At 69.8% G+C, this 13,049-nt stretch carries 14 protein-coding genes and 1 pseudogene; 5 read left to right on the top strand and 10 right to left on the bottom strand.

What is annotated here, in order from left to right; translation table 11 throughout:
- Positions 1-110 precede the first annotated feature (110 nt).
- Positions 111-1,601 carry an aldehyde dehydrogenase gene (locus tag FGD71_RS03620; protein ID WP_119098907.1) on the top strand — a complete coding sequence of 497 codons (1,491 nt, stop codon included), beginning with the start codon at positions 111-113 and terminating at the stop codon, positions 1,599-1,601.
- A 5-nt stretch (positions 1,602-1,606) separates the two neighbouring features.
- On the top strand, positions 1,607-2,350 hold the full coding sequence (locus FGD71_RS03615; RefSeq protein WP_119098940.1) for a gamma-glutamyl-gamma-aminobutyrate hydrolase family protein: 744 nt from the start codon (positions 1,607-1,609) through the stop codon (positions 2,348-2,350).
- 90 nt (positions 2,351-2,440) lie between these two features.
- Here the strand turns inward: FGD71_RS03615 and FGD71_RS03610 are convergent, their stop codons facing one another.
- The gene (locus FGD71_RS03610) at positions 2,441-3,013 is read right to left on the bottom strand and encodes a MarR family winged helix-turn-helix transcriptional regulator (protein WP_119098906.1); all 573 of its coding nucleotides are present in this window, start codon (positions 3,011-3,013) and stop codon (positions 2,441-2,443) included.
- Positions 3,014-3,147: 134 nt separating this feature from the next.
- Positions 3,148-4,086, bottom strand: a complete 939-nt coding sequence (locus FGD71_RS03605) for a TIGR01777 family oxidoreductase (RefSeq protein WP_119098905.1) — start codon at positions 4,084-4,086, stop codon at positions 3,148-3,150.
- A gap of 502 nt (positions 4,087-4,588) precedes the next feature.
- On the opposite strand from FGD71_RS03605, the gene FGD71_RS03600 reads away from it, so the two are divergent.
- Both FGD71_RS03600 and FGD71_RS03595 read left to right on the top strand, forming a co-directional pair.
- Positions 4,589-5,050, top strand: a complete 462-nt coding sequence (locus FGD71_RS03600) for a hypothetical protein (RefSeq protein WP_140935815.1) — start codon at positions 4,589-4,591, stop codon at positions 5,048-5,050.
- Between the two features lie 97 nt (positions 5,051-5,147).
- A complete protein-coding gene (locus FGD71_RS03595; RefSeq protein ID WP_119098903.1) occupies positions 5,148-5,957 on the top strand; it encodes an SAM-dependent methyltransferase in 810 nt (269 codons plus the stop codon).
- A 48-nt stretch (positions 5,958-6,005) separates the two neighbouring features.
- On the opposite strand, the gene FGD71_RS03590 is transcribed toward FGD71_RS03595, so the two are convergent.
- From FGD71_RS03590 to FGD71_RS03555, 8 genes and pseudogenes are all read right to left on the bottom strand, one after another.
- Positions 6,006-6,896 (bottom strand): helix-turn-helix domain-containing protein, encoded by an 891-nt coding sequence (locus FGD71_RS03590; protein WP_162931011.1) that lies wholly within the window; start codon positions 6,894-6,896, stop codon positions 6,006-6,008.
- Positions 6,897-7,180: 284 nt separating this feature from the next.
- A complete protein-coding gene (locus tag FGD71_RS03585; protein ID WP_119098901.1) occupies positions 7,181-7,582 on the bottom strand; it encodes a hypothetical protein in 402 nt (133 codons plus the stop codon).
- Between the two features lie 118 nt (positions 7,583-7,700).
- On the bottom strand, positions 7,701-8,534 hold the full coding sequence (locus FGD71_RS03580; protein WP_119098900.1) for an HpcH/HpaI aldolase/citrate lyase family protein: 834 nt from the start codon (positions 8,532-8,534) through the stop codon (positions 7,701-7,703).
- Positions 8,531-9,400 (bottom strand): HTD2 family dehydratase, encoded by an 870-nt coding sequence (locus FGD71_RS03575; protein WP_119098899.1) that lies wholly within the window; start codon positions 9,398-9,400, stop codon positions 8,531-8,533. Before FGD71_RS03575 ends, FGD71_RS03580 begins: the two co-directional genes overlap by 4 nt.
- 14 nt (positions 9,401-9,414) lie before the next feature.
- Positions 9,415-10,166, bottom strand: a pseudogene (locus tag FGD71_RS48405) (aldehyde dehydrogenase family protein).
- 56 nt (positions 10,167-10,222) lie between these two features.
- A complete protein-coding gene (locus FGD71_RS03565) occupies positions 10,223-10,840 on the bottom strand; it encodes a thiamine pyrophosphate-dependent enzyme (protein WP_119098898.1) in 618 nt (205 codons plus the stop codon).
- A complete protein-coding gene (locus FGD71_RS03560; RefSeq protein WP_119098897.1) occupies positions 10,840-11,376 on the bottom strand; it encodes a phosphonopyruvate decarboxylase in 537 nt (178 codons plus the stop codon). Before FGD71_RS03560 ends, FGD71_RS03565 begins: the two co-directional genes overlap by 1 nt.
- A gap of 150 nt (positions 11,377-11,526) precedes the next feature.
- A complete protein-coding gene (locus FGD71_RS03555) occupies positions 11,527-12,492 on the bottom strand; it encodes a LysR family transcriptional regulator (RefSeq protein WP_119098896.1) in 966 nt (321 codons plus the stop codon).
- Positions 12,493-12,605: 113 nt separating this feature from the next.
- On the opposite strand from FGD71_RS03555, the gene FGD71_RS03550 reads away from it, so the two are divergent.
- Positions 12,606-13,049, top strand: a 444-nt coding sequence (locus FGD71_RS03550; RefSeq protein ID WP_181359111.1) for a CoA transferase, incomplete at its 3' end; no start/stop codon positions are given.

Genomic DNA, 13,049 nt, shown 5'->3' with positions numbered 1-13,049 from the left:
CGGGTCCAAATGATACCGACCGGTTCCCGGTCGGTGGAGCCTTGCGAGGGTCTACCCGGCGGGCATATCGTTTGAGTCCAAATGTATTGGGTGTGACCTGGAGGCCCCGCATGCTGGATGTCACCCACGAGGAGTGGCTGCGCCGCGCGAAGGAGCTGGACCTGCCCGGCGCCCACCACATCGCCGGCGCCGACGAACCCGGTGGTGGCGCGAGCTACGCCGTCGTCTCGCCCCGGGACGGCCAGGTACTGACACAGGTCGCCGACGGAGGAACCGCGGAGGTGGACGCGGCCGTGGCCGCCGCCCGCCGGGCCTTCGACACGGGCCCCTGGCCGCGCCTGGCGCCCGCCGACCGCGGGCGTGCGCTGCTGCGTATCGCGGAGCTGCTGGAGGAGCGGCGCGACCGGCTGGCGCTGACGGTCAGCCTGGAGATGGGCAAGCCGATCACGGACGCGTACGCCATCGAGCTGCGCGCCGCGATCAACACCTTCCGCTGGTACGGACAGCTGGCCGACAAGCTCACCGACGAGTCGCCGCACACCGCACCCGACGCGCTCGCGCTCGTCACCCGGGGGCCGACGGGGGTCGTCGGCGCGGTCGTCCCCTGGAACTTCCCCCTGACGCTGGCGAGTTGGAAGATCGCCCCGGCGCTGGCCGCCGGCTGCACCGTCGTCCTGAAGCCCTCCGAGAACTCACCGCTGTCCGCCCTCCTGCTGGGTCGGCTGGCGACCGAATCCGGGCTGCCGCCGGGCGTCCTGAACGTCGTCACGGGCGACGGCCCCACCGCCGGGCGGGCGATCGGCCTGCACCCCGACGTGGACGTCCTGGCCTTCACCGGCTCGACCGCGGTCGGGCGGCACTTCCTGCGCTATGCCGCCGACTCCAACCTCAAGCGGGTGTGGCTGGAACTGGGCGGCAAGTCGCCCAACATCATCCTTCCGGACGCCCCGGACCTGGAGAAGGCCGCCGCCACCGCCGCCTGGGGCATCTTCTTCAACCAGGGCGAGATGTGCACCGCGCCCTCCCGGCTGCTCGTGCACTCCTCGATCGCCGAGCGCGTCACCGAGACCGTCGTGCGGCGGGCCCGGGAACTCCGGGTCGGGGATCCGCTCGACCCCGGCACCGAGATGGGCGCCCTGGCCGGCGAGGGGCACCTGAAACGCGTACGGGACCACATCGGTACCGGTCTCGACGAGGGAGCCAGGCTTCGCACGGGCGGCGACCGGACACGGCCCGACAGCGGCGGATCCTTTCTGGAGCCGACCGTCTTCGACCAGGTGGACCCCGGTATGCGGCTCTCCCGCGAGGAGATCTTCGGCCCGGTGCTGTCCGTCCTCACCTTCGACGACCTCGACGAGGCGGTGGCGCTCGCCAATGCCACCGAGTACGGGCTAGCCGCCGGGCTGTGGACGAGTGACCTGTCCACCGCACACCAGGTCTCCCGCGCGCTGAAGGCCGGCACGGTCTGGGTCAACTGCTATGAGGAGGGCGACCTGACCGTGCCCTTCGGCGGTATGAAGCAGTCCGGCAACGGCCGCGACAAGTCGGCGCACGCGCTGGAGAAGTACACCGAGATCAAGACCACCTGGATCCAGCTGTGAGCCCCGTGAACCGGCCGCTGATCGCGATCCCCGCCCGCTTCGCCGCCTCCACCTCCGCGCTGCGGTACGCCGCCGAGGTCAACGCCCGCGCCCTGATCGAGGCGGTGTGGCGGGCCGGCGGCGAGCCCGCCGGTCTTCATCCGCACGCCCCCGGCGGCACCGCGGACCCGGCCGAAGTGGCCGCCCGGCTCGCCCGCTTCGACGGCGTCCTGCTGCCCGGCGGCGGTGATCTCGCCCCGTATCGCTATGGCGGTGGCGAGGCCCACGAGAGCGTCTACGACGTGGACGAGGAACAGGACGGCTTCGACCTCGAACTCGCCCGGCAGGCCCTGGGCGCGGGTCTGCCGACCCTTGCGATCTGCCGGGGCCTGCAGGTCGTCAACGTCGCCCTGGGCGGCACCCTGCACCAGGACATGGGCGGTCCGGAGCGCGAGCACCGCCATGTGGTGCACCCGGTCGCGATCCAGCGGGACACGCTGCTGGAGCAGGCCACCGGCGCGGGGAAGGTCGAGGCCTCCTGCTACCACCACCAGCGGGTGGACCGCACCGGCGCGGGCCTCACGGTCGCCGCCCGCGCCGCCGACGGCACGGTGGAGGCCCTCGAACTCCCCGGTTCCCACGGCTGGTTCGCGGCCGTGCAGTGGCACCCCGAGGACACCGCTCACGAGGACCCGGCGCAGCAGGGCCTCTTCGACACGCTCGTACGGGCCGCGCGCGAGCGCAGCCGCCCCCCGCGCGACCGCTGCTGACGTCGCCGCGGCACGTCCGGGTGCGGGTCGGTTTCAGACCTGTCGGTTCTGGCTCGTCGGGTTCAGGCTTGGGGGCTCAGGCCTGTCGGTTCAGGCCTTGGGGCGGCGTCCGCTGCGGCGCGGGGCGGGCTCCGCTCCGTCCAGGAGCGCCAGGCGGCGCTCCTCGCCGTGCTCCTCGACCTGGAGCACGACGCGGCGCAGTCCGTCGGCGACGCTGCGGCACTCCTCGTCGCTGAGCTGCCCGGCGACGAAGGCCTCCTCCTCGTTGAACTGCGGAAACACCCGCCGCATCAGCTGCTCACCCTCCTCCGTGAGGCTGAGCAGCACCAGCCTGCCGTCGGTGGGGTGACCGGCCCGCCGGACCAGGCCACGTGCCTCCAGAGTGCGGGAGACCCCGGTCAGCGTGCCCTTGGAGATGCCCGCCTCCTCCGCGACGTGCCGGGTCTCCGACTCGCCCCAGATCCAGATCACCCAGAGCACGACGAACGCCGTCCAGGTCAGATCGGACCCGCGCAGCACCGAGTTCTCCAAGTGCTGCCGGACGGCCGAGGCCGCGCGGTAGATGTTGGCCACCACCGCCATCTGCTCACGGCGGATCGGGATGCCACCGAGCTTTGCCGCGGCCAGCTTCTCCGCTTCGGTGATGGATCGTTGGCCGGGCACGGGCACACTCCTTCGGCGCCACCGCGGCGCATGGGACCGACGATATCGTTCGGCACCAAATTGTACGAAGTGCCCGGGCGCCCGGACACTCCGCCCTCAGCCGTGGATGTGTATGGGTGATCCAAACGAAACCCCTAGCCACGGACACGCCTCACAAGGTCGTCGGCGGCCTCCGGCCACTGGGCGAAGTCGAAGGCGAAGCCCGCGTCGAGAAGGCGGCCAGGGACGACGCGGCGGCTTTTCAGCAGAAGCTCGGTGTCCGAGCGCAGCACGAACGCGCCGAGCTCGGCCATCCACTTCGTCGCCGGCAGTCCCACCGGAGCACCCCACGCGGAGCGCAGGGCGCGCATGAACGTGCGCTGCGGCACCGGGGCGGGAGCGGCCAGGTTGACCGGCCCGGCGAGGTCGTCGCGGTCGGCCAGGAACTCGACGGCCCGGACGAAGTCACGGTCGTGAATCCATGACACGTACTGCGCGCCGCCCGCGACCGGGCCGCCCAGCCCGAGCCGCGCCAGCCGCAACAGAACGTCGAAGACGCCGCCGCGATCGGGGCTCATCACCATGGCGGAACGCAAGGCGACCTTGCGGGTGTGGGGGGTTTCGGCTTGCTGTTGTGCCTGCTCCCACTCTTTGGCGATCTCGACGCTGTAGGCCCAGTAGCCGGGGGTGCCGGGTTCAGTGCCGCCGATGACGCCGGTCGCCTCGTCGTTGGGCGCGTCGAAGCGGTGGGCGTAGATGGTGGCCGTACTCATCTGCATCCAGACTGCAGGAGGCCGCGCGGCCGCGGCGATCGCCTCTCCCACGACTCGTGCGGAGTGCACCCGCGAATCCATCATGGCTTGCAGATTGGTCGCGGTGTAGCGGCAGCTGACGCTGCGTCCGGCCAGGTTGATCACGACGTCGCTGTCGTTGATCGCCTCGGCCCACGGCCCCAGGGTCTTGCCGTCCCAGTGGACTTCGCAGTCGCGCACCGGCCGTCTGGTCAGGACCACGACGTCGTGGCCCGCGGCGGTCAACGAGCGGTGGAGGACCGTGCCCACCTGCCCGGTTCCTCCCGGTATCACTATCTTCACCAAGTTCCCCCTCTGTGTGTGGGGGCGAGCTTAGCGCAAGAAGTTGAACGTGTTCAAAAATGGCTCCGCATTGCATCTGCACGTGCAGTGGAATGGAATTCGCCACTCCGCCCGTCAGGCCAAAGGCTGAACTGATGAGCATCAGTTCGGATATTCTCCGGGGCGGGCGTCCTACCAGATGCAATGTGCATGCGCCACGTGAATGGCTGAAGTGGCTCCAGAATTTCCGAAAAGCCTCCGCTGGCTGTAAAAATTGATCGCATCGAGCGAGATCGTCCATGAAAAGTGACCACTTGGGGCGAGTGTGTGCGGGCTTGTTTTTCAGCCCTCTCCATCCCGCGTCGACAGGGGCGCCGAGGTGCGCCTTGCATGGTGTTCGAAGGTGTGGCACGGCTCCCGTGCCGCAGCTAATGTGACCGGGTCCATCAGGGGGAAATCCGGGGCTCGCCCGACCAAGGTCTGCCTACCGGAGGGGAGGGGAAGGCGGTTGCCGGCCGGTGAGGTGTCCAGTGGACCGCTGGACTATGCGGCTTTCCGTGAGCGTACGTATCACGGGTATCTGCGGTATGCCGTCGCTCGCACCGGGCGGTACGACACGGCCGCTCAGGTGGTGGATGCGCTCTTCGACGATCTCGTCGCCGTCTGGCCCCGAGTGCTCAGCAGCGCCGGGCCGGCAGCTGTCGTGTGGCATCTGTTGCGTTCCGCCCTGGCCCGGCACGCACCGTGCTGTTGCAGTGCCGTGGCGGCGGGGCTCGCGCATCACCTGCTGAGTCCCTCCTATGCCGACGCCCTGGTGCTGCGTCACGCGTTGGAGTTGTCGCGGGACGACGCCGCCGACCTCATGGGCGTGAAATCCGAGGAGATGGGCGCCCTTGTCGCGGTGGCCGAGCGTGCGGCACCTCCCTGGCTCCTTGCTCTCCTGCGTCACACCGCATTGGGCTGCGGCCCCGAACTGTGCCTGTGAAGGATCAGCTGAGGCAATTCCGGAGTCGTAACTGGGCCTATACGATGACCAGTTGTCGCAGCGCCTGCTGCACTCGGTGCCGCATCGGGGAGGACGTATGGGCCAAGGGGCACAGAGCGAACCGAATTTCGATATCAGCACACCAAGTGTGGCCCGGATGTATGACTGGCTCCTGGGTGGGACCGACAATTACGCGAGTGACCGTGAGGCCTGCGGCGCGCTGCTGGAGATCGCTCCCAGCAGCAGGGAACTGGCGCTGACCAATCGCGCGTTCCTGCGCCGTGTCGTGCGCTTCCTGGCCGACGACTGCGGGATCCGGCAGTTCCTCGACCATGGCTCGGGTCTCCCGACCCGGGACAACGTCCATCAGGTCGCTCAGCGGATTCATGCCGATGCGCGAGTCGCCTATGTGGACAACGACCCCATCGTGCTGGCTCACGGGCGGACGATGCTCGCCGAGAATGATCAGACAGCCGTTCTCTGCGCCGACCTGCGTGACACCGACGAGATTTTGGATCACGAGGACGTGCGGCGTCTCATCCGCGACGACGAGCCCACCGCCGCGCTGTTCGTGTCCGTGCTGCATTGCCTGCCCGACAAGGACGACCCGGCAGCGCTGCTGCGCCGTGTCGCCGACAGGCTGGCCCCGGGAAGCTACATGGTGGTCTGCCAACTCGTCAGCGACGACGCCCGGGTGCGCGAAGGCGTCACCGACCTCATGGCCGGTGCGACAGGCGGGCGGTGGGGGCGAGTCCGGTCCAAGGCCGAGGTGCGGACCTTCCTCGACGGCTGGGAGCTGCTGGATCCCGGACTGGTCGAAGTCAGTACGTGGCGCCCGGACTCGGACCTGACGGTGTGGCGCGAGGGCAACGAGTGGGAGGAGTGGGGCGGCGTCGTACGCCTGTGATGCCGGCACTTCGACGGCGGGCACCCGGCCCCGGTCACGAGCCGTCCGTCAACCGCGGCGGCTCTGGTAGGTCATCGCGCGATAGCGCGTCGCGGCCTGCTTCAGCAGCTCCTCGCTGCGCAGTCGGTCGGCGGCGGCGTCCATCAGCCGGTTGAGGACGAACCGGTAGGTCTCGGTTTCTGCGGGACGCGTCAGGTAGTGCGCGCTGTCGATGCTCTCCACATAGACCACCTCGGGCGGTCCGCCGTCACGAAGGCGCAGGTGGGTGATGGGGTAGGGGGGTGAAACGGCGCCGCTGTGCTCGAACTCGATCACGCGGATGTTGATTCCCGGGATGTGCCCCATCTCCAGCAGGTACTCCAGCTGGCGGCACATGACCTCAGGTCCGCCACGTGGCCGCATCAGCACACCCTGGTCCAGCAGCGCGGTCATGTGCGGCGGGTCCGGCTGCTTCAAGATCCGCTTGCGCTCCATACGGAGTGCGACGCGCCGCTCGTTGGCGCTGTCCTGCGGCAGTGCCGCCTCCACCACGGCTCGGGCGTAGTCATGGATCTGCAAAAGGCCCGGCACTACGAAGGCCTCGTAAGTGATGATGCGCTCGGCGCCCTGCTCAAGGCTGATCAGACGCCGCAGGAAACCTGGTGTGACGTCGCTGTACTGCCTGTACCAGGCGCGGTTGTGAGCCTGGGACAGCAGGTACTCGATCTCCGCCGTGTCCTCAGGGCTCGCCCCGTAATGAATCGCCAGATCGCGCACATCGCGCGCTTTCGCCGAGGTGATGCCTCGCTCCAGACGGCTGACCTTCGCGGCCGAGCCGCGGATCACGACGGCCGCTTGCTCCAGGGTCTCGCCGCATGCGACGCGCAGTTGGCGCAGGCGCGATCCCAGCAGACGGGCCGTTGTCTCCGGCTGGGGGCGCTGCCGGGGAAACTGCGTCACCGATGCCGCACGGGGCGGTGCCGCACGAGGCCCGGCCCCACCGAACCGACACGCACATGCACTCCTACGAGAAAAGGACGTTGACCCGATTCTCCCAGAATCACCGCACGTGCGGGGGCGGAACGCCCTCCAGGGAGCCGGGGAAGCGGACTCGGCGATGCCTGTCGCACGAACTGCGCGACGAGTGGGCTGGGGTCCGTCGCGCGCCTGACGACGGCCGGCCCGACGAGAGATGCGGCGGTCACCTCACGTCCGCTTCCGGCGCGGCCTCCGTGGAAGGCTGGTCAGGTCAGCCGGGTGACCGAGTAGTCGAAGGTGGTCCCGGTGACGGTGTACGTGGCCGTCTGGCCGTTGTCGCAATAGGACACGTAGGAGCTGCCGAACTCATTGGTCCCGCCGACCGCCTGGGCATACGGACGGACGTCGGTCCCCTCCGAGAAGGCCGTGGTGGACAGATCGATGATCCTGGTCTGGTTGATCGGGTAGTCGTCGGAGGGGGCCGACTGTTCGCCGGTGCGGGCGGTGGGGGTCCATGAAAGAACAAAGCCCGCGTTGTTGACGACGGCCACCTTCTGCACGCAGGGCTGGGCCTGTGCGGGAGCAGCCGCCGCGCTGACCGAATGCAGGACGGCCATGGCCGTCGCACTCGCCAGGATCGCGGCCGTCCGGCCAACTGTCCGGTTCATGATCGAAACTCCTCTCCCGACCGGGTCCCTCCCGGCCGACGCCCCGCCGAGTTACCCGATGATCCGTCAGAAAACCTCTGTGCCCCAGGAGTTGGAAGCATCTTCGAGTGAACTGGACTCATTCGTGGGGGACAGGTCGGCCTTCGTCGGCCAGTGCCAGAATGCGCCGGGCGCGATCCAGCACCGGCTTGTCGACCATCTCTCCGTCGACCGTGGTGACGGAGCCACCGGCGTCAAGGCGGGCGCGGGCCCACCGCAGTTCCTCCGCTGACGGGGCGAACCCGCTGGCGACGGCGGGGAGTTGGGACGGGTGGACGCAGAGTTTGCCGGTGAAGCCCAGCCGCCGGGCGTGGGCGATGTCCGCGGTGAGCACGACCACGTCGCGTACGGCGGTGGTGACGCCGTCGACGGGCGGGCTGATGCCTGCCGCGGCCGAGGCGACGACCAGTCTGGCACGGGCGTACGCCAGCGCCGCGTGGTCGTCGTGGGCGACGCCGAGTTGGGCGGCCAGGTCGACGTTGCCGAAAGCGGCGCGCGTTGTGCCGGGCGTGGCGCACACGTCGTGGGCCCGCTCCACCCCGAGGGCGGTTTCGACGAGAGGGATGAGGTCGCACCGTCCGGCCGTGCGGGCTGCGAGGTCGGCGAGTACGGCGGGGTCCTCGGCCTTGGGCACCATCACCGGGCATCCGTGGTCGGCCGCAGTGCCGAGGTCGGCCTCGGCCCAGGGAGTTCCGGGCGGGTTGATCCTGAGGATCGCCCGGTTGCCGAGGGCGAGCCAGGCGGCGGCGTGGTCGCGGGCACGGTCCTTGTCCTCCGCGGCGACCGCGTCTTCGAGGTCGACGATGACCAGGTCGGCTCCAAAGGAGACCGCCTTGTCGAAGCGGTCGGGCCGGTCTCCCGGCACGAACAGCAGGCTTCTGGCCGTGGCGATGCGGTCGGGGAGCGTGCTCATACGAAGGCCACCTGCGCCGTGGCGTGCCGTGCCTCCCTGTGGGTGGCGACACGCAGTTCGGCGCCCTGCTCGGAAGGGGTGCCACAGGCCACGAGGCGCTCGCCGCCGAACACCGGCCGCCGCAGCCGGTAGGACAACGTGCGCACCTGGCGTTCCGGGGTGTGGCGGCGGGGCAGTTCGAGCATGAGCAGGGCCAGCAGCGGGCCGTGGACGACGAGCCCGGGGTAGCCCTCTTCGTCCCGGCAGTACGGGGTGTCGTAGTGGATGCGGTGGGCGTTCGCGGTGAGGGCGCTGAAGCGGAAGAGCAGCGCCGGGTCGGGGCGCAGCGGCAGCTGCCAGGGGTCCTCGGGCCGCGGGAAGGCGGACTCGTCGATTGGGCCGGGGTGTTGTCCGGCGCCGCGTCCGGACCGGTAGACGATGTCCTGTTCCTCGACGAGGCACATCCGGCCGTGCTGCCGGAATGCCCGGCGCTCGGTGACGAAGAGCATCTCGCCGGTGCGGCCGTGCTTGGCGGTGACGGAACTCAGGGAACTGACGCGTTCGGCCGGTTCGCCGAGGCGGAGCGGCTCGGCGACCTCACAACGGCCTCCGGCCCACATGCGCTGCCGGTGGGGGATCGGCGGCAGGAAGTGTCCGTGCAGGGGGTGGCCGTCGGCTCCGAGATCCCGCCCGGCGGGCCAGTTCAGAAAGTACAGCCAGTGCCACAGCGGGGGAAGCGGCTCACCGGCCTCGGCGACGGCGCCGGGCAGGTCCAGTACGGCCGAGAGAGCGGTCACCGGGCCGGTGGGCAGGGAGTCGCCGTCCGTGACCGGCCCGGGAGTCCAGGACTCCACGTACGAACTGAGCGGGGGCGGGGTGGGCAGCATGGTCCTTCCGTCCTTCAGATCTTGTGTGCCGCTTCGAGGCTGACGTGCTTGAAGTCGCGGGCGGCGGCCTGGTTGATGTGGCGGCCGGTGGCGTCCGATCCGGTGAAGGTGATCTTCCGGACCAGCGGGTGTTCGACGAGGGCGGCGCCGACGTCCTTGCCGAACCCGGTGACGACGTTGACCACGCCGGGCGGCAGCCCCGCCTCGTGGAAGAGCCGGACCAGCTCCACGGTCGAGGCGGAGGTGAACTCCGACGGCTTGATGACGACGGTGCACCCGGCGGCAAGTGCCGGGGCGATCTTCCCGGCCAGCAGCAACAGCGGGGAGTTCCAGGGCGTGATCACCGCGACCACCCCCACGGGCTCCTTCTTCGTGTAGGTGAAGTAGCCCTTCTTGTCCAGCGGGGGACGGTGCCCTCGATCTTGTCCGCGAGCCCGCCGTAGTAGTGGAACCACTGCGGCACGTAGCTCAGTTGACCGTACATCTCGGTGAAGAGCTTGCCGTTGTCACGCACTTCGGTCTCGGCGAGACGGCGGGCGTTGCCGGCGATCGTGTCACCGAGCCGCCGCAACAGCGCACCTCGCGCGCTGGCGGTCGACTCGGCCCAGGGGCCGGTGTGCAGGGCGCGGTCGGCGGCTCGTACCGCGTCGTCCACGTCCTGCGCACCGCCCTGGGCGATCTCGGCCCACGGGGTGCCCAGGTAGGGGTTGTCGGTGGGGAACCATGCGCCCCCGGCGTGCCCCCGGCTCTCCCCGTCGATGAACATGTCGTAGCGCTGCATGGCGAATCTCGATTCATCGGCCCGGTGCGGTCGGGCACGGGTCAGAAAGTGCTCAGGCCCAGCGCGGCGCGGAAGGAGTTCTTGTTGGCCACGCCGTCACGGGGCGGCAGGGCGCGCGGCGGCTCGTCGGTGGTGATCAGCACCTGCGCGTACGTGGTCGCCGTGCCGGCCCTGATGCGGGCGGCGAGATCCTCGGCCTGGTCGAGGCCGCTGATCCGTACGGTGTCGCGGATGCCGAAGCCCCGGGCGACGGCGACCAGGTCGGTGCCCAGCCCGGTGTGGCTGGGCTGCATACCGGTCTCGCCGAAGTGGGCGTTGTCCAGTACGACGACGGTGAGGTTGGGCGGCAGTTGGGCACCGATGGTGCCCAACGCGCCGATTCCCATGAGGTGTTCGCCGTCGCCGGTGATCGCGACGACCGGGTGCTCCGGCCGGGCCAGGGCGAGACCGAGGGCGAGCGGCGCGGCGGCGCCCATCGCGCCCCAGAGGTAGAAGTTGCCGGGACGGTCGCCGGCCGCGAACACGTCGTAGCTGGGCGAGCCGAGCCCGGACACCACCAGGGCGTCCTCGGGGAGTCGGGCGATCAGGTCTGCGACGAAGCGGCGGCGGTCGATCCGGGCCGGGGTGCCGGTGCGGGCCGGGGTACCGAGGGCGGTCATCAGTCGCGCTCCCATTTCTTGCGGCCGATCAGCTTCTGCCCGAGGAGTACGGCGACGCGCTCGCCCGCCTCGAACACCGAGTCCAGCGCCGCCTCGACGGCCTCCTCGACATCCTCCGGGCGGTCGGCCCGTACGACGGTGATACCCATGAGTTCCAGGGCCTGCCGGGTGGTACGGCCCATGGGGCCCTGCCACGGGTTGAACTCGGCGTACTCGCCGCGCATGGTCACCAGCGTGAGGAAGGGGAACTGGCACATCTGCAGCAGGGAGAACATGTTGACGCAGTTGCCCACGCCGCTGCTCTGCATCAGAAGCACGGAGCGCTGACCGCCCAGCCAGGCGCCGCTGACGACGGCTACGCCCTCTTCCTCGGTGGTCAGGACCACGTCGTGGATGGCCGGGTCGCGCTGGGCTTCGAGGATGGTGTGGGAGTGGCCGGAGTCAGGGACATGGGCGATCAGCTGGATGCCCCGCTTCTTCAGCGCGGCGAACACGTCCTCCTGCCAGGAGGGTGCCGGTGCGTGGGTTTGGCTCATCCGTAGCGACTCCGCTCCTCGGTCTGCTCAACGTGCACTCATCATGAGCACTGATGGATGAGGTTGAACAATAGAAAACGGTGATGCCCGCATGCCCTGCCCGCATGCCCTTCCCCATGACGCGCCCCCGCACGGCGGGCGGCCTGCGGACTATGACGCGCCGGGATGCGACGAGACGTCCGCATCGGTCCCGTGGACTTGGGCGGAGGGCCATCTGCCCTGCGCCACGGCCGAGTTGATCTGGCGGACCAGTTCCCGGGCGACGACCTGGACGGCGGGCGGCGTGCGGCCCCACCGTGGAGTGCCGAGGACGATCGAGCGCCATACGTCGGGTTCGCACAGGGGCGCGGCGCTCAGGGTGCCCTGCGCGACGTCCTCGGCGATGCCGACGCCGGGCAGGACGGTCCAGCCGTGCCCGGCCAGGACGAGCTGCTTCTGTACCCGCATGGAGTTGGTCTGGACGACGACGTCCATGGCGGCCCCCGCCCGTGCCGCCGCGCCGTCGATGAGCGTACGCAGGGCGTGCCCGGAGGCGGGCATGACCAGGGGGTGCGAGGCGGCCTCCGAGAACGGCACGGGGCGGTCGGCCCGTAGCCCGGCGGACGGGGGAGCGACGGCCCACAGGTGCTCCCGGACCAGCGGGCGGGCGTTGAGGGACGGCGTGCTGTCCAGGTTGTAGAGCAGGGACAGGTCGAGGTCGCCGTCGTCGAGCCACTGCTGGAGGTGGCCCGAGTAGGCGGTCATCAGACGTAGTTCAACTCCGGGGTGGTCGTGGGCGACGGCCGACACGAGTGACTCGGAGAGCAGGTCGCTGGTGCTCTCCAGCAGACCGACGGTGACGATGCCGGTCACCGCGCCGGGGGTGGGCTGCACCTCGGCGCGGGCCCGTTCGAGCTCGTTCAGGGCACGCCGTGCTCGGTCCACCATGATCGCGCCGGCCTCGGTGGGACGCATGCCCTGCCGGGTGCGCTCGAAGAGGGGGACGCCGAGTTCCTCCTCCAGGGTGCGGATCTGCCGGGTCACGGCGGGCTGCACCAGATGCAGCAGCTCCGCGGCACGCGTGACACTGCCCACCTCCGCGACGGTGACGAGCGCTTTGAGCTGCTTGATGTCCAACGGTCCTCTTCACCTCCATCCGGTCCTGACATGGTGACATCAGTTCTTGCTATTTCACTCAGGATGTCATGAGTGCTCATGATGGTGCTCTGCCCGCTCCCGGAGGTCACCGTATGCCCGAGCACCCCGAGCACCCCGAGCATCCCGAAGAGGCGTTGGGACGGCTGCCGCTGTCCGGTGTCACCGTCGTCAGTGTCGAGCAGGCGGTGGCGGCTCCGTTCGCGACGCGGCAGCTGGCCGACCTCGGCGCGCGGGTCATCAAGGTGGAGCGTCCGGGAGAGGGCGACTTCGCGCGCCGGTACGACACCACCGTGCACGGCCAGTCCAGCTATTTCGTGTGGCTCAACCGCTCCAAGGAGTCCCTGACCCTCGATCTGAAGTCGGATGCGGGCCGGGCGGTGCTGGAGCAACTGCTGAGGGATGCCGACGTGTTCGTGCAGAACCTCGCTCCCGGCGCCGCCGCCCGGCTGGGCATGGACGCGCCCACCCTCGCCAAGGCGCACCCGTCTTTGATCTGCTGCACCATCTCCGGCTACGGCACCAGCGGGCCCTGGGCC

The sequence above is a fragment of the Streptomyces sporangiiformans genome (assembly GCF_005768555.2).
Classification (GTDB): Bacteria; Actinomycetota; Actinomycetes; order Streptomycetales; family Streptomycetaceae; genus Streptomyces; species Streptomyces sporangiiformans.
The sequence above is the reverse complement of the archived record's forward strand: the minus strand, read 5'-3'. Positions and strand labels throughout refer to the sequence as shown.

Excerpts from the sequence above, each read along its gene's own strand:
- FGD71_RS03575 (WP_119098899.1), bottom strand. The coding sequence starts at position 9,400 with ATGCTGCCCACCCCGCCCCCGCTCAGTTCGTACGTGGAGTCCTGGACT.
- FGD71_RS03595 (WP_119098903.1), top strand. The coding sequence starts at position 5,148 with ATGGGCCAAGGGGCACAGAGCGAACCGAATTTCGATATCAGCACACCA.
- FGD71_RS03620 (WP_119098907.1), top strand. The coding sequence starts at position 111 with ATGCTGGATGTCACCCACGAGGAGTGGCTGCGCCGCGCGAAGGAGCTG.
- FGD71_RS03580 (WP_119098900.1), bottom strand. The coding sequence starts at position 8,534 with ATGAGCACGCTCCCCGACCGCATCGCCACGGCCAGAAGCCTGCTGTTC.
- FGD71_RS03560 (WP_119098897.1), bottom strand. The coding sequence starts at position 11,376 with ATGAGCCAAACCCACGCACCGGCACCCTCCTGGCAGGAGGACGTGTTC.
- FGD71_RS03585 (WP_119098901.1), bottom strand. The coding sequence starts at position 7,582 with ATGAACCGGACAGTTGGCCGGACGGCCGCGATCCTGGCGAGTGCGACG.
- FGD71_RS03565 (WP_119098898.1), bottom strand. The coding sequence starts at position 10,840 with ATGACCGCCCTCGGTACCCCGGCCCGCACCGGCACCCCGGCCCGGATC.